The organism is Bartonella sp. MM97QHHN, assembly GCF_042194285.1.
GTDB lineage: Bacteria > Pseudomonadota > Alphaproteobacteria > Rhizobiales > Rhizobiaceae > Bartonella.
The window spans coordinates 67,160-85,004 of sequence record NZ_JBHIMS010000082.1 but is presented as its reverse complement, the minus strand read 5'-3'; the positions used below and the strand labels follow the sequence as shown (position 1 = coordinate 85,004).

The following is a 17,845-nucleotide window of genomic DNA, read 5'->3' as shown; positions in this document are numbered from 1 at the left end:
TTATTCTGTGCTTTTTTCTTCTACACAGTGGATGGGCTTTTCTTCTTTTGGATCATTAATAAGATCGTAAAATATGGCTTCATTTTTAGTTACCCACCAAATGTATTGACCACCCACATATTTTCCTCCAGAAGCGGCAATTACATTAGAACCAACGATGCGCTTACCGTTCCATTTTAAATCAACAAGCGCAATATTGCCAGCATTATGATAAGTTGCCTCAACATGCTCTTTGCTTGTTCCCATGTCGCATTGATAGGAGACGGTCTCTGTTGTTGGTTCTGGATCATTTGGTACTTCAATGACTAAAGAACTTGCTAATGCATTAATTGAACCGAGGAGGAACACACTTAACGTAATGAAAAATTGTTTAGTAAAAGAAATTTTTTTCATAATATTTCCCGTGTTATTTAAAATAATAATGTTGACTCATCTTTACATAGGATAGGTTTTTTTTCTTCTGGATCCTGAGCAAGGTCATAAAGCGTGACTTCTTTGTTCTTCTCCCACCAGATGTACTGAGCTCCTGCAAATTTTGCTCCTGTTGCCGCGATGACATTAGCAGCAATGACACGATCACCGTTCCATTTGAAATCAACCAACGAAATATTGTCAGCATTAAGATAAACTGCCTCTACGCGCTCTTTACCTGTTTCAGTATCACACTGATAGGTAATGGTCTCTGTTTTGGGCTCTGGATTGTCTGGTACTTCAATGATTAAAGAACCAGCTAAGCTATTGTTTGAGCTGAAGAGTGATAAACTTAAAGCGGTGAAAAATCCTAAAATGTGCAAAGTTTTTTTCATGATGCTTCCCTATATTCCTAATATTGTGCACAAAGAATAATTTGACTGATACGATGGTGTCTACGGCAGGATTCGAACCTGCGACCCCAGGATTCATACCACTTCGATTTTCACCGCCAGCCTTATCGGCTGTTTGTGGTCTGGACTGTCTCTTCACCTTAAAGCTTTTGCTCTTTAGGTGCTGCCCGTTCAGTCTCTACACCTTTCTCTCATTTGAAAAGAGACTTGGCTCGGGATTGGCATATAGTCGCCCATGAAGCTTTCCCCGAATTTGAGCAGATTCACTTTGAGGATTTCTCCTCAAAGTGCCCAATTTCTTTAGGAATCCTGTGCTCTATCCTACTGAGCTACGCAGACATCATCATATTTAATCTTTAATAGAAGTATAAAAACGAATCAATTATATTCAATATGAATTAACGAATTTCTGTTAATTTTTGTTCCAAAAAGGATAAAACTGCATCTGGTGAAACATTTTTTGCAATAAATGATTGGCCAAGTCCGCGTGTTAAGATGAAAGTCAAATTGTTTTGCGAAACTTTTTTATCTTGGGCAATGAGATTCATTAAAGTTTCAGCATCTGGTAGACCCCCTGGGATATCCTTTAATTGTGTAGGCAATCCTATAAATTTGAAGTGCGCTTCAATGCGTTGTGTAAGCGTGGGGCTTATTAAATTTAATTGAGCAGAGAATTGATGAGCTAGAATCATCCCAATTGCTACGCTTTCGCCATGGATTAAACGGTTGGAGTCATAAGCGGTTGCTGTTTCAAGCATGTGTCCAAATGTATGGCCAAGATTTAAGAGTGCACGCTCTCCCGTTTCGTACTCATCGCGTGCTACAATGTCAGCTTTAAATTGGCATGAGCGAACAATGGCCTCTGTTCGCATAGGGCCATTAGAGAAAATTTTCTGCCCATTTTTTTCAAGCCACTCAAAAAAGTCAGGTTGGTTAATGAGACCGTATTTTACTATTTCTGCGTAGCCAGCGCGAAATTCGCGCGGCGGCAGGGTATCAAGAAGACACGTATCAGCAATAACGCATTGTGGTTGATAAAAAGCACCGATAAGATTTTTGCCATATTGGCTATTGATTCCAGTTTTTCCACCAACAGAGGAATCAATTTGTGCAAGAAGCGTTGTGGGCATTTGAATGAAGTTCATACCACGGCGGATTATACTTGCCGCAAATCCTGCTAGATCGCCAATGACACCACCGCCAAAAGCAATAACACAGTCGCCTCTTTCTAAACGCGCAGCAAGAATTTGATCGATGACAACTTGCAGGGTTGAAAATGATTTTGATTGTTCTCCCGCTTCTACAATAATAGGGACAGTATGAATTTTATTTTTTGTTAATTCTGCTTGCAATATCTCCAAATGAAGGGAAGCAACATTTGTATCTGTAACAAGCGCCAAGCGCGTTTGATGAGGATCTTTTTTATTAAGAGCATGTTTAATTTGTGAAGCAGCTTGTGTAATCAGACCCGGACCAATGATGATATCGTAACAGTGTTTGTCCAGTTTAACAGTAACGGTTTTGGTTTGCATGCTGGTTATCCCTATTGTTAATTTCTGTGTATAGGTAGTGCTGTACGGATCGTATAACATTTTGTGCTACGGTATGACGGCTTTCTTTATGACTGTTAATTGTTAAGTTTGCCTTTGCATAGATAGGATAACGCTGTTCCATGAGTTTTTGCATGGTTTCTTTAGGATTGGCTGTTTGAAGCAAGGGACGTGTCGGGTGCTTTGAGACACGTTGCATGAGGATATCAAGATCGACTTTTAGCCATATGGATATACCATTTTTGTGAATGGCTTTTCGGATATTTTCATTTATATAGGCACCACCACCTGTTGCTAAAACAAGGGGATTTTTTTTCATGAGGTTTAGAATAACACGCTGTTCAAGAGCACGAAATTCGGATTCACCATAAATTTCAAAGATTTCCGTAATTGTCATTTGTGCAGCTTTTTCAATTTCTTGGTCAGAATCATAAAAAGGTAAACGGAGCATGGTGGCGACGCGTTTTCCGATCACTGATTTGCCTGCCCCCATAAGACCAACAAGGACAAGTGCTCTTTTATCAAGGGACGATAAGAGCTGATTCTTTATTTGTGTTATGGGAACGCGTTTTGGTCGATTGCTTTTCATAACTTTATTTCGGCATTTATCCATCTTAAAGTCAATTCCTGTTAATCTTTGTGAGGCATAATACGAGATAGAATATTTTTGGGTAGGTTATTGTCTTATGCCAACATTGACTAGATTTTTGATGATTCTTTTCATTTTGCTTTCTGTTCTTTTCATTATAATGGGTGCTCTTGTGGTTTGGGTTGAACCAGTAACTGTGGATATGTACATTGATGTTCCCTTGGATTCATGGAATCTTTCTACGGAAGCGAATCAATGAAATGAAAAGTGGTGCTGTGATAGATCATTTTCTTGAGATGATGAGTGCGGAGAGAGGGGCTTCGTCTCATACGCTTGCGGCTTATCAGCATGATTTGCAGTGGGCACAAGACGAATTGTCTTCACACTCTGTTTCGCTTTTTTCAGCACAAAAAGAAGATTTAATTACCCTTTTGTCGCTTATGCATACTTTTGGTTTTGCGGCATCGTCGCAAGCGCGCCGTTTATCAACTTTGCGTCAGTTTTATCAATTCCTTTATGCTGAAGGGTTGAGAGCAGATGATCCCTCTCATGATATTGATGCACCTCGTCAGAGGCGTCCTTTGCCCAGAATCATGAGTGAAGATGCAGTGATAAAATTGCTTGATTTTGCGGAGTTAGAAGTCAATCAAGCAGACTATGGGTCCAAAGGTTATTTCCGTGCACTGCGTCTTCAGCTATTGATTGAAATGCTTTATGCAACAGGGTTACGTATTAGTGAGTTGGTGAGTCTGCCGGTTCAGTCTGTTCGAAGGAAGGAATACAGCGTTTTGGTTCGTGGTAAGGGCAAAAAAGAACGAATGGTGCTGTTATCAAAAAAAGCATGCCAAGTTCTTTCACAGTGGTTAAACTTGCGTGATCAGGGAAAGGATGCTACGAGTTCTTATCTTTTTCCTGCGCATTCCGAGACAGGATATATTGCTCGTCAAGTCGTTGCACGAGAGTTGAAAAATCTCGCTAGAAGAGCAGGGATAGGAAGTGATAGCTTTTCTCCCCATGTGTTGCGTCATGCTTTTGCTAGTCATCTTTTGCAAAATGGTGCTGATTTGCGTGCCGTTCAACATTTGTTAGGTCATTCTGATATTGCTACCACTCAGATTTATACCCATGTGTTGGAAGAGGGACTTTATCGTTTAGTCAATGAGCATCATCCACTTGCCGATGAGCAAAAGGCTCGTTAAAGAAAAGGTGATGTTTTTGAAAAAGACTTTATAAAGCAAATTATAAGTGTATAAGTGACACTGAATGAGTTGACACAAATGTATAATTATCTTGATTTTGAAAAACCAGTTGCTGATCTTGATGGGAAAATTCTTGAATTAAAAAAAATTTCTCAGGAAAAAGGCAGTCTTGATATGAGTGACGAGATTGCTCGTCTTGAAACGCGTTCCCAAACAGCGTTGCGCGATATTTATAAAAAATTATCGCCGTGGCAAAAAACACAAGTCGCTCGTCATCCGGATCGTCCCCATTTTATGGACTATTCTAAACGCCTATTGAGTGATGTTACGCCTTTGGCCGGAGATCGCAAGTTTGCTGAAGATGAGGCTATTCAAGCGGGGTTTGCACGCTTTAAAGGTGAGGCCATTGCTTATATCGGTCAAGAGAAAGGTCACGATACGGAAACACGTTTGCGCTATAATTTTGGTTCTGCACGTCCAGAAGGCTATCGTAAAGCTGTACGTATTATGGAAATGGCTGACCGCTTTGGTTTGCCACTCCTCACTTTTATTGATACAGCAGGTGCTTATCCTGGGGTAAGCGCTGAAGAACGTGGGCAAGCGGAAGCAATTGCTCAATCAACAGCTACAACTTTGCGTTTGAAAGTTCCTGTAGTTTCCGTTGTTATTGGAGAAGGCGGTTCTGGAGGGGCGATAGCAATCGCGGCTGCCAACAAAGTTTATATGTTGGAGCACGCAATTTACTCTGTTATTTCACCAGAAGGAGCAGCTTCTATCTTATGGCGTGATCCAGCTCGTGCAAAAGATGCTGCAATGAATATGCGTATTACCGCTCAAGATTTGTATCGCTTAAAGATTATTGATGGCATTATTTCGGAACCTTTAGGGGGAGCGCATCGTGGCAAAGAGATTGTCATTGATGCAACGGGTGATGTTATTTCAGAGGCTTTAAAAGCTATGGCTGGAAAAGATGGTCAAGTGCTTAAACAAGAGCGAAGGGAAAAATACCTTCAAATTGGTCGATCTCTAACATAGGTTATTTTTTGTGAGGGGTGTTGGATTGGAGTTTTATTCGATGACATTTAGCAGATTCCTCGCTGTGTGTGTGTTGTTTGTAATGGGACTATTGACAGCATGTGAAGGAAGATTACCAGCCTCTATTCGCGCTAAAGTTGAGCAGCCGTTGCCGCAAGAAATCAAAAATAGAATGGTTCTGTATGATATAGATCCCTATGCACCGATTATGATGCGGTTTTTTAAGGAAGAAAATCTTGCTGAAGTTTGGAAGCAATCTCGTTCAGGACCTTTTATCTTGGTTGCTCGCTATGGCATTTGCAAATGGTCTGGTAAGCTTGGACCTAAATATAAAGAAGGGGATCTTCAGACACCAGAGGGTTTTTATACTATTAGCGCAAACCAAATGAATCCTTATTCAAAATATTATCTCTCTTTTAATATAGGATTTCCTAACCTTTATGATCAGGAAAATGGTCGCACAGGAAGCAATCTTATGGTGCATGGTTCTTGCTTTTCCGCAGGTTGTTATTCTATGAGTGATAAGAACATGGCTCAGATTTATGCGTTTGCACGGGATGCTTTTAAAGGAGGACAAAGAGAGTTTCAGTTGCAGGCTTTTCCTTTCCGCATGACCGAGGATAATATGTCACGTCATAGCAAGAATCCTCATTATCAATTCTGGATTATGCTTAAGAAAGGTTATGATTTTTTTGAAAAAAATCGTCAACCTCCAACTGTTGAGGTTTATGGAAAACGTTACGTTTTTAATCGCGATATTGATAAAAATTCAGTTTCTCTAATGCAGTGAGTGGTATTGTATCCTACTGCACCGTAAACACTATCACTTAATAATGGTGATACAGGATATGCAAAAACTTTGCACATAAGATGTTTAAGTGAGTGGTCAATATTTTAAAGTGCAGAGTTTTTTCATAGAGCTTTATGTAAGTAAATCATATGAAGTGGGAAGCCAAGAGGAATTTTCTCAAAGAAGTTGGATTGTTTGCACATCGTTACTGGTATCAATCTTCGTTTTTAGTGAAGAGTAAGTTAATATAAAATGTACCTCTCTTTTTATTTCTTTCAAAGAGTTTTATTCTTTTATGCTGTGAAATATTGTCTTGTCGTGCTGTTATATAAGATACATTCACATATTTTAAAATGCGATATTGCCTCTGTCTAATTTTGGTTTTTTTCTTAACAGGGATTTTGATTTCAATTAGCTTGAATAAATATAGAGTTGAGCAGAATATTTTAGAACCAAGAATTTGGCCAATCGGTCTGTGAAATGAATCACATGAAATGGTTTGCAGATGAAGCGCATTTAGAGAGAAAACAATCTATTTGCAGATTGATGGGTATTAAATTTTGTATCATAACAATTTGATTTATAATGATAATTTAGTTTTTAAGTCAAATTAGAACCCTGAATACCGTAAGCTTCTCTCATTTCAAAGCCGTTCCATGTTGAATAAATTAAAACCATTTGCTTGCACGTTACAAGCGGGGATAGCCGCGTGGGTGAAACTGTGCAAGAAAGACTAAAATGCTTTTTACAAACCGTCTCAAGTACCAAGAGCTGTTTCAACATTGGGAATTAGCAAAGTGTGTAATGGTGCCGGTTTGCTCCTTTAAAAGCATAAAGATGGTGGTGCTAATGAATTTAATGTTATATCATTGAAGGGGAGAAAAAATTAAAATTTTATTCCTGGAATGACCAGGGGATTTTCTAAGAGAGCTGTTTTGTCTGCAGTATCTATTGCTGGTTTATTAAAAAAAGCATTGAGGAGCTTTTGTATTGCGTCTTTTTCAACACCATCGGCAATGATGACGAAACGTGTTTGTTTTATTCCTTTTGGCCATGCTGGCAATCTTATGGGAGGATGAAAAAATGTTTGTACGCCATGTAATACAAGTGGGCGATAAGGGTCATCACGTAATGCGATAATTGCTTTAATACGTAATAATTTTGTACCATAACGCTCTTGTAGGAGATCTAAAAAAGCCTCAATTGTGGCGTAATCAACAGGACCCTCACAGTTTAGTGAAAAGGTACGAATGGTTTTATGGGGGCTATGATCATGTGGGGTAGTCGTAAGATTTTGTTTAAGTTTTGTATTTTCTACTTTTTCATCCCATAATGTGTTATTTATTAATAGATTTGAACAGAAATCTTTAGAATGGGCGTCAATGATTTGTGCTGTAGGATTCATTGTTTTAAGTGTGCTAAGGAGTGCATCTGAAAGCGTTTGTGGGTCTCTAAGATCTGTTTTGGTGAGAATGATTTTATCAGCAAATATTAATTGTTTATATATTTCAGGATAGCGCTCACATATGGAAAGTGGGCTTAATGTATCAAATGTTGCAATAACAGCATTTATGGACAATGTTTGAATAAACAATGGGTGGCTTAAAAGTATTTGTAAAATAGGGGCGGGATCAGCCATCCCTGTGGTTTCAATGATAATATGATGGAGTTGTTTGATCTGTCCTGTCTGAACGCGATTTATTAAATCAATTAATGTGTCGATGAGATCACTGCGTAAATTGCAGCATAAGCAACCATTGGCAAGCTCAATAATTCCTTCTGTTGTTTTTTCAACCAGAAGGTGGTCAATACTGATTTCGCCGAATTCATTGATGATAACAGCACATTCTGTTAGAAGAGGGTCTTGTAGCATACGGTTGAGCAAAGTTGTTTTGCCAGAGCCTAAAAAACCCGTAATAAGCGTGAGAGGGATGCGCTTTATTTTCATGTTAATCATCAATCATAGTTTTGTTTTTAAAAAATATATCTCAGTATGTCTAACCAATTTATAATGATGTCCGTGAGGGATGTAATGGTTAATCCCTCATGAGATCCATTGTACCACTATCTTTACGCTTATAAAGGTAGGTGCACGTGGGTATATTATACACTTTTTAGCGTCAATGTTATGATAATTCTTGGTTCTTGAAAGGACTTATAGGAAGGATTTTTATTCCTTGTTTTAATTATTTTATCTACATGTTCATCCACCTTGTGGCGCGCAAGAGACTGGTTTTATTGATTCAACAAATACAGATTTGAAATGAGAGAATCTTACAATACTTGTGGTTTTGACATAAGGTACAAAATAATTAATTATCATTATAAATCAAAGTATTATAATTAATTGTAGATTATGATTTATGGCTTTTTATAGAATGGTTTGCGTGCCTTTTATACGGAATATAGGGTTTTCTTAGTGGTTTTACTGTCATTTTAGGTGTTTGTGGCGTACGAATGAGGTGTACTGATAAAGGATGAGAAAAAGAAGGTGGAGCAATGATAAAAGGTGAGGTGAGAATAATATTTCCTTGATCATCATATGATTTTGCATGCATTTTTATGGCTTCAGGTGTGCATGTTTGTTGTCTCATATTGTTGGCTTTTGTTATGTTGCTCCCATAAGGTTTTAATGTTGCTAGTGTTAATTGGGGGTTTCCTTGGTGCGAAAATCCTATTTCAAGAAGTTGTGCAGCTTTTTCTTCTCTTTCACTTATGTTGTTAGCACCTAGAATGACAGCAATAATTGTACGTTTATTGCGGGTGGCTGAGGCAACAAGATTAAAACCAGAGGCACAAATAAAGCCTGTTTTCATACCGTCTATCCCATAAAAACGGCCAATGAGGTTGTTTGAGTTATGTTGGATTTTTCGATTATTACCAAAATCAATGGCTGGAATAGAAAAATAATGAGCATATTGTGGAAATTCTCTACGTATTTGAACGGCTAAAAGAGCAATATCGCGTGCCGTGGAATAGTTTTGAGGATCTGGTAAACCACTTGCGTTCGCAAAATGGGTGCCAAACATGCCTAAACGTTTAGCTTCGCTATTCATTTTATGTACAAAATCTTTCTGTGAACCCGCAACAGCTTCACTCATGGCAATGGCTAAATCATTGGTAGATTTAACCATGGTGATACTTAAGGCTGTATCAAGTGTGAGTACAGAACCAGCTTTATAGCCTGAACGATATGAGGGAGCTTTTGCGGCGTATTCGCTGATGGTGATATGTTTGTTTGGTGAAACTTCTCCTCGGCTCATGGCACGAAAAATAACATAAGCGGTCATTAATTTTGTCAAGGAAGCAGGATACCAACGCTCAAAAGCTTGATTATGTTTTAAGATACGCCTCGTTGTAACATCAACAGAAATAAAAGGCTGCGCTAAAGCAACAGCGCTGGATAAACTCAAAATCACAGAAAAAAATAAATTATAGAAGAGACGTTGCATTAATTTAAATCTAGTTCCCTCTTATTCGTTATTTAGAATTGTTTTAATGTAGCACACAAAGCTTTTAAGTCTAGGATAGGGAGGAAAGATGGTTAATTGCTGTATCCGTTGTGTCTGTGGGATAAAAACCAACACTCATTTTTATTTTCCCCTTGAATTTGGTTTGATGACTTAAGTATCTCAAGAAATACTTTTTAAATAATGAAGATTGTACAAGATTTCATGTTCTTGGAGGGATTGAATTTCTCAGAAAGGAATGAATCTGTATAATCATGCATTTTTCTTTCTCTCCTGTTAGGATAGCCCTTGGCACTTGAGACGGTTCGTAAAAAGCATTTTAATCTTTTCTTGTATCGTTTTATTCACACAGATATCCCCGCTTGTAATGTGTAAGAAAATGATTCTAATTGATTCAACCTAGAATAGATTTGAAATGAGAGAATCTTACGGTATTCAGGGTTCTCATTCAAGTTGAATAACGCTAAAACATCCTTATAAGTCAATGAGATGTATGTTATTTAAATGATTTTAAAGAGAGGAAGAATTCTTTTTCAAAAAAATTTACACATTGATTATTTCTTATCATGTACATGTGTTTTATAATTTTGAATTAGAAAGTTTGAAGTATCTTTCTTATATTTTTGTTCCCTATACTCCGCTCAATATACAAAGTTATGCATTATTCTTATCAATTAGTGCATTGTTTCATGATGATTTAGTTTTTGAAGTTTCTGAACAGCGTATGGTGGCATAGGAGGAGGGGTAGGATCTTGAGCTGCTAAGAGAAGCAGTTCATCACACGCTTTTTCAGTTTTTTGGACAAGTTGATCTAGAAAATCACGTTTGCTTAAACCCGCTTCTATCGGGGGAAGAATACGGACACGAATTGTTCCGGGATAGCGGCGAAAATTATTGCGTGGCCAATATAAACCCGCATTGTGTGCAATAGGGACAACTTGAAGTCCTAATTCATTATAGAGCGCGACAATTCCTGACTTATAATCTGGTTCTTGACCGGGTTGTCGGCGTGTTCCTTCGGGAAAAATCAAGATTTGGCGCCCTTGTTTTACTTTCTCTTTTGCTTTTTGTATAATCATTTTTAAAGCTTTGATGGGTGTTGTGCGGTTAATGGGGATAATTTGCGTTTTTGCCATATACCAGCCAAACAATGGAATCCACATCAATTCACGTTTTAAAATGAGAGTGGGATCATCAAAATAAGGAACAAGACTGAAAGTTTCCCAAGCTGATTGATGCTTTGGAGCAATGATATAGGGGCCTTTGGGAAGATTTTCTAAACCTTCAATCTCATAACTTGTGCCTGCGATGTATTTTTGCAAAAAGAGTGTAACGCGTGCCCATGTTTTAGGGACAATCCATGCCTTTTTGCGGGGCATTAAAAAATAAACGGGAGCGTAAAGAATCATTTGTATGAAAGTTGTTGTATAAAAAGCGAACGTAAAAAGAATAGAACGAAGGATAAGCACTACATTTTCCATTTTATATCTATAAGAAGACTTCATATATAATATAATTCACATGAGAAAACATCTTCTTTATGTTTTCTCAAGCATCTATTTTTTCGGTAACTCATTTTCCGATATTTAAAAACAGAAGGAAAGAGGTTAATGGAATTACAAAAAGATAAACTTTTTATTCCACGGATTTTATCTATTGCGGGAACAGATCCTTCTGGTGGCGCTGGAATGCAGGCGGATTTGAAGGTTTTTTCAGCTATGAAAACTTATGGTATGAGTGTGGTTACAGCTGTTGTTGCACAAAATACTCAGGGTGTGCGTTCTTTTCAGGCATTAGATGCTTCTTTTGTTGCAGATCAAATTGATTCTGTTTTTGAGGATATCCATGTTGATGCCGTTAAAATTGGTATGGTTGCAAATGCTCAGATTGCACAGGTTATTGCAGAACGTCTTGCTTATCATAAAGTGCGTTTCATTGTTTTTGATCCGGTTATGGTTGCAAAAAGTGGTGATGTTCTTTTAAAGTCTGATGCAATTGAAATTATGCGTGATGTTCTTGTGCCGATGTCAACTTTGATCACGCCAAATTTGCCTGAAGCTGCACTGTTATTGGGGTGTGAAGTGCAATGGTCTTTAGAGACTATGTATCAATATGCTCCACGACTCTTGGCGCTAGGGTGTCATGCAGTTTTGTTAAAAGGGGGACATTTGAATACGCTTACCAAAAATAGCACAGAAAATTACGATTGTTCTAGTCCAGATCTTTATTGTGATTGTGAAAACCTTTTTATACTTGAAGCTTCTCGTCTTTCAACCACTCATGATCATGGGACAGGGTGTACCATTTCTGCTGCCATTGCAGCTCTGTTACCTACTCAACCTTTGGATTGCGCTGTTAAACAAGCAAAAGATTATTTGCATGGCGCTTTAACTGCTTCAGATGCTTTAAAAGTAGGGAAAGGGCGAGGGCCGCTTCATCATTTTTATGCATTATGGAAAGATTAATACAACGATTGATTGTGAAAAATCTTCACTCTATGAATTTGTTTCGTCATTATATGATGTTTTGGACTTATGACTGATAAGTGTTAGCGCATTGTAGCTTAACAGTTATTTTGTATTAAGAAGGATAAGAAAAAATGTTATAATTTGCTTCTTTTATATATTTTTTACGATTAATCTATCCTGTTTCAGAGGCAATTTTGAGTATAAAAAAGAGAGCAAGGAATTGTAAAATCAGGATTTGATAGCAAAAAGAGTAGAGGGAAAGACCTTTTACAAGGCGATATTAAAGCTGGCGGATCCCGCTATATTCGCTGTTTCTTATATTGGTGGCAAAACAGGGTGAGCCAAAATCGTCATCAAAATTATTATATATCTAACATTTACATAGTTTTTGTCGGCATGGATAGGGTTTTCTAAATAGAAATTGATACTTCCTGATGGAATTATTAATGATCTTTCAGGTGATGTGGTAAATTTTTTTCGGATATTACAACGTCATTATCCTTTTTTATGGAACTGCTTTATAGAATTATTGGCGTTTCAGATGAGTAGCCATGAGGAGTTTCAACATTTAATACAGCAAGATCTAGAAACTTTTACGAATTTAGAGCGGATTTTAAGGTTTTTATATTTATAGTGATTCAGTTTTAGCGAGAAGGTAGTCGATTGCACAATCGGAGTTTCAATAGACTTGTAGCGTATGGTTTAATATTTTCAAAATTGAATTTTTATTCTGTTGTTTAGCTGATGTTACCATTAAACATTTAAAATGGTCTGATTTTATTGTGCACTATGACGGTTTCAATACTTTATGTTACCTTATCTTGATTTGAAGTTATGTTCCTCATGTAAAATAGAATGCACTTAATATTGTTAATTCACATGTCTATTTTAAAGAGATTTCTCTCAAAGTGTGTCACATCCATTTTATAATAACGTTCGTGAATGGTCTAAAGCCTCTATGAAGTGTATAAAGCTATTATGCTTCCCATTTTTACGTTTTCAAGGTGAAAGGGGTACCTCCCTATACTATTTTAGCTCCCAATGTTGCGATAATCTTTGGTATTTCAGAGCGTTCAGAAGAAGAGTTTTTATTCCTTTCTTCAAGTGAATTTATTGATGCCTCAATTTTTCCTGTTATGCGTGAGCAGATGATTGTGAGTGATTTTAATGTATAGAGATTTGAAATGAGATAATCCTATGATATTTGAGACGCTTGCTCAATATGAATAATGATAAATTATCTTTATAAATCAAGTTATTAATTTATTTTTGTGTTGAAGATTATTCTGGATAAGAATTTGTTCAAGAAAGAGGATTATCAAATGATGTGCCAGAAATCCCAAAAACTTAATTTACTCTAAATAATAGGTGAAAACAGTTTATTTCGTTTGAAAATAATTACAATTAGCGTGAGGGATTTTTCATCATCAACTGTGACATAGAAAAAGAAACAATACACATAAAGGACCTTTAAATGATCTTTGAAAGATTTTTTAAGCTCCTTTGGTTATTTTATAAAGCGAAAATTTTTTCTATTAATTAACTAACAGACTAACCATCTAACAAATTATGATGCAACTGTCGTTTTAAATGTTTGCTTTCGAGCTCTTCATAAATATCAGTAACAGACAGTAGATTATCGATCATATAAAAAATTACATTTGTTCAACTTAGATTTGTGATAGATATCTTTTTTAAGACAAAGTAAAAAATAAGAAAATTTGAGTGAGTCATTTGAAACAATTATGTTTGTAAAACTGATTTTAGCTTTTCACTATCAGTATTAAAGGGGATTGGCCAAGCTTCCTTGGTTATATCGATTGCTTGATCATATTTGAGTTCTGCTGAAAATAATAAATTCTTTTAATTGATGAGCAAAAAAGAATTCAGAAGTTTGTAAAGCCCAATTTTTTATAAATGCTAATTCCCTCGTGAGAGGCTTGCATACCAATAACATGACATCTCTTTCTTTTTAAATGCTCAATAGCAATTTTTGTCATGAATGTCCCAATACCTTTTTTCTGAAAATCTGGCTTGGTGACAATATCATACAATCCACCAATCCCATCCGCTTTAATACAAAAACATATTGCTATAGGATTGTTATTTATATAACCAACGAACATCTCTACATCAGAGTCTTTTTTATAACAACGCCCTATTGTTTCATAAAATATAACTGCTTCTTCATTAAAAGGCTCGAAGACTGATGCCATAACATTTCCATAATCTCTAAAATCTTGAAGTGATTCAACTTCCTTGATTTTGAAGCTATCTGGCATAGAAGTAACATGTGAGTCTATATCTTGCGCTAAAGCTGCCATTCCTACCTCTGTTTCAACATGCTCTAAGCCAATAGATAAGAGAACTTCATCAACTTTATAATGAGATGAATGAGGTCCAACCCACTAAACTAAAGGTAGTTTCTGCGCATTAAAGGAAGCGATTATAGATTTTGCCTGCTCTACAGGTATAGTTTCTTGTAAATTTTTAGAAGAGATAATATTGAATGTATCTGAAGCGAATGTTGAATTAATAGAAGACACGCCATTTGAAAAATCAACAACCTTCATTTTAGGGCACAATTTTGGTAAAAAACGTACTTTTGAACAAAAATTATTCATCTAATGATAAGTCAATTTTTGATTTGTTTAACATTTGTTTTTCTTGTCATTGCTCATCATTTCTAATTAATCTTTTATACGGGGGCTGTAAAAAATCCGTCTAAGTTAAAAATTATTATCTTAAATCTAAGCCCCCAATCCAATAGATGCTTCATAAGAAATTACGAATCTTAGAAAAACTTTGAAAAAAAATAAATTGATACAAGATCGAGTGGAAAAATATACAAAACCTGCTGGCAAGCTACATACAGCTACAACAACCGATGACAAGCTATAACTCCACACAAGAACGAATAAATACAAAATTCAATGGAGCGGGCGATGGGATTCGAACCCACGACCCCAACCTTGGCAAGGTTGTGCTCTACCCCTGAGCTACACCCGCTTACCGATTCGATATATGTCTTGTCTGTATGGCGTAGGCTTCTACGAATTGCAACAAAAAAATATCATTTTAGTTTGATTTATTTTGTCCATGTTTAAATAAAATGAAATAAAGATTGATTTTAGAAAATTCTTCAGTAATAGATTATTCTTTTTTTAATTTTTGCATGGAGAGGGGTGGAATATAATGTTGAAGAGAATAAATATATTAGGGATTATCATTGCAACTGTTTTTATGATGAACAGTGTTGCAAAGGCAGATGACCAAGTTAAACGCGTTAAAGTTGCAATAACGCAAATTATGGTCCATCCTGCTGCGGATGCCGTTCGTAAAGGTGTGGAAGATGTTCTTACAGAAAATGGTTATAAGCAAGGTGAAAATTTTCAACTTACCTTTTTATCAGCGCAGGGTAATATTTCAACAGCAACGCAAATTGCACGTAAATTTGTTGGTGATAAGCCCGATGTTATTGTAGCAATTACCACGCCTTCAGCACAAACGATGCTTGCGGCAACAAAAACAATTCCTATCGTTTTTGCGGCGATTTCTGATCCTATCGGAGCTAAAATCGTTTCTTCGCTTACCAAACCTGGCGGTAATATGACGGGGAGTTCTGATCGTATAGATGTTGCAGAAAGTGTTAAACTTTTACAAGAAGTAAAACCAGATTTGAAAAAAATTGGTTATCTCTATAATGCTTCTGAAGCAAATTCTGTTTCAACACTTAAGGTGTTAAAAGATGCGGCAAAAAAAGTTGGAATTGAAATCATTCCTTCATCAGCACCAAAACCTTCAGATGTTCAGGCGGCAACACGGGCTTTAATAGGTAAGGTAGATATCATTTTTATTCCCGCTGATAATACGGTTCTTTCTGTTTTAGAGGGGGCAGTAAAGGTCTCACAGGAAGCAAATGTTCCTGTATTTACTGTTGATGCTAATTCTATTGGACGCGGTCCCTTTATGACGCAAGGTGTGAATTTCTATGATGTAGGGGTTGATGCTGGGAAGTTGGTTGTGCGTATTCTAAAGGGTGAAAAGCCTGGTGATATTGATGTTGTGCAGGCGGCTAATAATGACATTCGAATTGATATGAAAGCAGCAAAAAAAGCGGGGATTGTTATTCCGCAGGCAGTTATTGATCGTGCAACAAAAGTGATTCAATGACTTTCATTGATAGGATGTTGATACAATAAAATACGTTAAGTTTTCATGGGGATTGTCTTTACATGAATATATTTGCGTTTTCTGGCGCTGTAGAATTAGGTCTTATTTATGCGTTTGTGGCTATAGGGGTTTATCTCTCTTTTCGCGTTTTGGACTTTCCTGATTTAACAGTTGATGGCTCATTTCTTCTTGGGTCTTGTGTCTGTGGCGTCTTGATTCTTTTAGGTTTTAATGCATGGACAGCTATGGCATGTGCTTTTTGTGCAGGCATGGTAGCTGGTTTATTAACCGCTCTGTTGAGTTTGCATTTTGGTATTTTGAATCTTTTAGCTTCTATTTTAACAATGTCGGCACTTTATACGGTTAATCTTCGTATTATGGGAATTATGGGAGGGTCTAATGTTAATTTAGCTCTTGCTGATACGGCGTTAACGCCCTTTTATAATCTGTTTGGTTTGTCTGATATTTTTGTGCGTCCTCTTTTCGTTGGTATTGTGTTGCTCGTTATGGCGTTTTTGATTTGGCGCTTTTTGGAAAGTGAAATTGGTCTTGCTATGCGTGCAATGGGCGCTAATCCACGCGTGGCGACGGCGCAAGGTGTTCATACATCAGCATTGATATATTTTGGAATGGGGCTTTCCAATGCGTGTGTGGCACTTGGTGGTTCTCTTTATATTCAAACTGCGATTGCAACAGATATTACCGGTGGAATTGGAACAATTGTTTTTGGATTGGCAGCCGTGATTATTGGTGAAACTCTCTTTCGTACGCGCAATATTTTTTGGATTATAATCAGCTGTATTGTAGGGTCTGTACTTTATCGTGTGGCGGTGCAATTTGCATTTGAAGCAAATGGCATTGGTATTGATACGTCGACAGATCTTCAGTTGATTACTTCGTTGTTGGTTGTTTTAACCCTTATTGTGCCACGCTATTGGAGGAGGCATAAACGTGATTGAATTTTTTCATGTTGGGGTCACATTTAAACCGCAAACACCTTTGGAAAAACAGGCTTTAATTGATATTAACCTGAAAATTGATCAGGGTAGTTTTGTTACGGTTATTGGTTCAAATGGTGCTGGTAAATCAACTTTGCTCAGTGTTTTAGCGGGTGCAACGCTTCCCTCAACGGGGAAAGTGGTTATCAATGGACAAAATGTTTCTAGGCAATCAGTCAGTGAACGCGCTGGAAAGATTGCTTGTGTTTTTCAAGATTCTTTAGAGGGAAGTTGTGGTTCTTTAACAATTGAAGAAAATTTGGCTCTTGCTGCTCTTCGAGGAAGTCGTCGTGGTTTGCGTGCGGCTTTAAATCATGAGAAACGGCAATTTTTTCGAGAGAAAATTGCTCAATTAGGCATTGGTCTTGAAGCATATATTCATAATCCTATGGATAGTTTGTCAGGTGGGCAACGCCAAGCAGTTTGTCTTGTGATGGCAACATTAGCACATGCGGATGTTTTATTGCTTGATGAACATACCTCAGCGCTTGATCCTGGAATGGCTGATTTTGTGATGCGGTTGACTGAAAAAATCGTTGAAGAGAAAAAATTAACGACTATCATGGTGACTCATTCTATGCGTCAGGCTCTTGATTATGGCGATCGTACCTTGATGTTGCATGGTGGAAAAGTGATTTTGGATGTCTGTCATGAAGAGCGTAAGGGCTTGGATGTAAATGATTTAATTGGCATGTTTCAGAAAGTTCGCGGGGAAGTTCTTGATGATGATGAACTGTTAATGGATTAAT

17 protein-coding genes and 1 tRNA gene are annotated in these 17,845 nt (G+C 37.1%); 9 read left to right on the top strand and 9 right to left on the bottom strand.

Annotated elements, in window-relative coordinates; genetic code table 11:
• The 4 genes from ACFIJW_RS05880 to ACFIJW_RS05865 all read right to left on the bottom strand — a co-directional run bounded on the left by ACFIJW_RS05880 (window position 1) and on the right by ACFIJW_RS05865 (window position 2,963).
• On the bottom strand, window positions 1-393 hold the full coding sequence (locus ACFIJW_RS05880) for an MliC family protein (protein WP_375633618.1): 393 nt from the start codon (window positions 391-393) through the stop codon (window positions 1-3).
• A gap of 17 nt (window positions 394-410) precedes the next feature.
• Window positions 411-806, bottom strand: coding sequence for an MliC family protein (locus tag ACFIJW_RS05875; protein ID WP_375617422.1), 396 nt, complete (start codon window positions 804-806; stop codon window positions 411-413).
• A gap of 416 nt (window positions 807-1,222) precedes the next feature.
• Complete coding sequence (aroB, locus tag ACFIJW_RS05870; protein WP_375633617.1) at window positions 1,223-2,356, bottom strand: 3-dehydroquinate synthase; 1,134 nt, start codon at window positions 2,354-2,356, stop codon at window positions 1,223-1,225.
• Window positions 2,331-2,963 carry a shikimate kinase gene (locus ACFIJW_RS05865; RefSeq protein ID WP_375633735.1) on the bottom strand — a complete coding sequence of 211 codons (633 nt, stop codon included), beginning with the start codon at window positions 2,961-2,963 and terminating at the stop codon, window positions 2,331-2,333. The genes aroB and ACFIJW_RS05865 overlap by 26 nt, the downstream gene beginning before the upstream one ends.
• A 97-nt stretch (window positions 2,964-3,060) precedes the next feature.
• Between ACFIJW_RS05865 and ACFIJW_RS05860 the strand changes: the two genes are divergently transcribed.
• The 4 genes from ACFIJW_RS05860 to ACFIJW_RS05845 all read left to right on the top strand — a co-directional run bounded on the left by ACFIJW_RS05860 (window position 3,061) and on the right by ACFIJW_RS05845 (window position 5,987).
• The gene (locus tag ACFIJW_RS05860) at window positions 3,061-3,222 is read left to right on the top strand and encodes a hypothetical protein (RefSeq protein ID WP_375633616.1); all 162 of its coding nucleotides are present in this window, start codon (window positions 3,061-3,063) and stop codon (window positions 3,220-3,222) included.
• 1 nt (window position 3,223) lies between these two features.
• A complete protein-coding gene (locus ACFIJW_RS05855; RefSeq protein WP_375617420.1) occupies window positions 3,224-4,162 on the top strand; it encodes a site-specific tyrosine recombinase XerD in 939 nt (312 codons plus the stop codon).
• A 78-nt stretch (window positions 4,163-4,240) separates the two neighbouring features.
• Window positions 4,241-5,197: an acetyl-CoA carboxylase carboxyltransferase subunit alpha gene (locus ACFIJW_RS05850; RefSeq protein ID WP_375633734.1), complete on the top strand. Its 957-nt coding sequence runs from the start codon at window positions 4,241-4,243 to the stop codon at window positions 5,195-5,197.
• Between the two features lie 40 nt (window positions 5,198-5,237).
• Entirely contained in the window at window positions 5,238-5,987 is a 750-nt protein-coding gene (locus tag ACFIJW_RS05845; protein ID WP_375633615.1) for a L,D-transpeptidase family protein, read from the top strand.
• An 886-nt stretch (window positions 5,988-6,873) separates the two neighbouring features.
• Here the strand turns inward: ACFIJW_RS05845 and ACFIJW_RS05840 are convergent.
• The 3 genes from ACFIJW_RS05840 to ACFIJW_RS05830 form a co-directional block, all read right to left on the bottom strand.
• Window positions 6,874-7,935, bottom strand: a complete 1,062-nt coding sequence (locus ACFIJW_RS05840; protein ID WP_375633614.1) for a CobW family GTP-binding protein — start codon at window positions 7,933-7,935, stop codon at window positions 6,874-6,876.
• Window positions 7,936-8,341: 406 nt separating this feature from the next.
• Complete coding sequence (locus tag ACFIJW_RS05835; protein ID WP_375633613.1) at window positions 8,342-9,439, bottom strand: D-alanyl-D-alanine carboxypeptidase family protein; 1,098 nt, start codon at window positions 9,437-9,439, stop codon at window positions 8,342-8,344.
• 692 nt (window positions 9,440-10,131) lie between these two features.
• Window positions 10,132-10,938 carry a 1-acyl-sn-glycerol-3-phosphate acyltransferase gene (locus ACFIJW_RS05830; RefSeq protein WP_273790137.1) on the bottom strand — a complete coding sequence of 269 codons (807 nt, stop codon included), beginning with the start codon at window positions 10,936-10,938 and terminating at the stop codon, window positions 10,132-10,134.
• Between the two features lie 129 nt (window positions 10,939-11,067).
• Between ACFIJW_RS05830 and thiD the strand changes: the two genes are divergently transcribed.
• Together thiD and ACFIJW_RS05820 are read left to right on the top strand one after the other, a co-directional pair.
• Window positions 11,068-11,922 carry a bifunctional hydroxymethylpyrimidine kinase/phosphomethylpyrimidine kinase gene (gene thiD / locus ACFIJW_RS05825; protein WP_375633612.1) on the top strand — a complete coding sequence of 285 codons (855 nt, stop codon included), beginning with the start codon at window positions 11,068-11,070 and terminating at the stop codon, window positions 11,920-11,922.
• 1,007 nt (window positions 11,923-12,929) lie between these two features.
• Window positions 12,930-13,100: a hypothetical protein gene (locus ACFIJW_RS05820; protein WP_375633611.1), complete on the top strand. Its 171-nt coding sequence runs from the start codon at window positions 12,930-12,932 to the stop codon at window positions 13,098-13,100.
• Between the two features lie 711 nt (window positions 13,101-13,811).
• Here ACFIJW_RS05820 and ACFIJW_RS05815 read toward each other — a convergent pair.
• Together ACFIJW_RS05815 and ACFIJW_RS05810 are read right to left on the bottom strand one after the other, a co-directional pair.
• On the bottom strand, window positions 13,812-14,249 hold the full coding sequence (locus tag ACFIJW_RS05815) for a GNAT family N-acetyltransferase (RefSeq protein ID WP_375633610.1): 438 nt from the start codon (window positions 14,247-14,249) through the stop codon (window positions 13,812-13,814).
• A gap of 610 nt (window positions 14,250-14,859) precedes the next feature.
• A tRNA-Gly gene (locus ACFIJW_RS05810) sits at window positions 14,860-14,934 on the bottom strand.
• A 186-nt stretch (window positions 14,935-15,120) separates the two neighbouring features.
• Here ACFIJW_RS05810 and ACFIJW_RS05805 point away from each other — a divergent pair.
• The 3 genes from ACFIJW_RS05805 (at window position 15,121) to ACFIJW_RS05795 (ending at window position 17,844) form a co-directional block, all read left to right on the top strand.
• Complete coding sequence (locus ACFIJW_RS05805) at window positions 15,121-16,098, top strand: ABC transporter substrate-binding protein (RefSeq protein WP_375633609.1); 978 nt, start codon at window positions 15,121-15,123, stop codon at window positions 16,096-16,098.
• 62 nt (window positions 16,099-16,160) lie between these two features.
• Window positions 16,161-17,057 carry an ABC transporter permease gene (locus ACFIJW_RS05800; RefSeq protein WP_375633608.1) on the top strand — a complete coding sequence of 299 codons (897 nt, stop codon included), beginning with the start codon at window positions 16,161-16,163 and terminating at the stop codon, window positions 17,055-17,057.
• Complete coding sequence (locus tag ACFIJW_RS05795) at window positions 17,050-17,844, top strand: ABC transporter ATP-binding protein (RefSeq protein ID WP_375618340.1); 795 nt, start codon at window positions 17,050-17,052, stop codon at window positions 17,842-17,844. Before ACFIJW_RS05800 ends, ACFIJW_RS05795 begins: the two co-directional genes overlap by 8 nt.
• The last annotated feature ends 1 nt before the right edge of the window (window position 17,845 follow it).

Excerpts from the sequence above, each read along its gene's own strand:
- ACFIJW_RS05880 (WP_375633618.1), bottom strand. The coding sequence starts at position 393 with ATGAAAAAAATTTCTTTTACTAAACAATTTTTCATTACGTTAAGTGTG.
- ACFIJW_RS05875 (WP_375617422.1), bottom strand. The coding sequence starts at position 806 with ATGAAAAAAACTTTGCACATTTTAGGATTTTTCACCGCTTTAAGTTTA.
- aroB (WP_375633617.1), bottom strand. The coding sequence starts at position 2,356 with ATGCAAACCAAAACCGTTACTGTTAAACTGGACAAACACTGTTACGAT.
- ACFIJW_RS05865 (WP_375633735.1), bottom strand. The coding sequence starts at position 2,963 with ATGAAAAGCAATCGACCAAAACGCGTTCCCATAACACAAATAAAGAAT.
- ACFIJW_RS05860 (WP_375633616.1), top strand. The coding sequence starts at position 3,061 with ATGCCAACATTGACTAGATTTTTGATGATTCTTTTCATTTTGCTTTCT.
- ACFIJW_RS05855 (WP_375617420.1), top strand. The coding sequence starts at position 3,224 with ATGAAAAGTGGTGCTGTGATAGATCATTTTCTTGAGATGATGAGTGCG.
- ACFIJW_RS05850 (WP_375633734.1), top strand. The coding sequence starts at position 4,241 with ATGTATAATTATCTTGATTTTGAAAAACCAGTTGCTGATCTTGATGGG.
- ACFIJW_RS05845 (WP_375633615.1), top strand. The coding sequence starts at position 5,238 with ATGACATTTAGCAGATTCCTCGCTGTGTGTGTGTTGTTTGTAATGGGA.
- ACFIJW_RS05840 (WP_375633614.1), bottom strand. The coding sequence starts at position 7,935 with ATGAAAATAAAGCGCATCCCTCTCACGCTTATTACGGGTTTTTTAGGC.
- ACFIJW_RS05835 (WP_375633613.1), bottom strand. The coding sequence starts at position 9,439 with ATGCAACGTCTCTTCTATAATTTATTTTTTTCTGTGATTTTGAGTTTA.
- ACFIJW_RS05830 (WP_273790137.1), bottom strand. The coding sequence starts at position 10,938 with ATGGAAAATGTAGTGCTTATCCTTCGTTCTATTCTTTTTACGTTCGCT.
- thiD (WP_375633612.1), top strand. The coding sequence starts at position 11,068 with ATGGAATTACAAAAAGATAAACTTTTTATTCCACGGATTTTATCTATT.
- ACFIJW_RS05815 (WP_375633610.1), bottom strand. The coding sequence starts at position 14,249 with ATGGCAGCTTTAGCGCAAGATATAGACTCACATGTTACTTCTATGCCA.
- ACFIJW_RS05805 (WP_375633609.1), top strand. The coding sequence starts at position 15,121 with ATGTTGAAGAGAATAAATATATTAGGGATTATCATTGCAACTGTTTTT.
- ACFIJW_RS05800 (WP_375633608.1), top strand. The coding sequence starts at position 16,161 with ATGAATATATTTGCGTTTTCTGGCGCTGTAGAATTAGGTCTTATTTAT.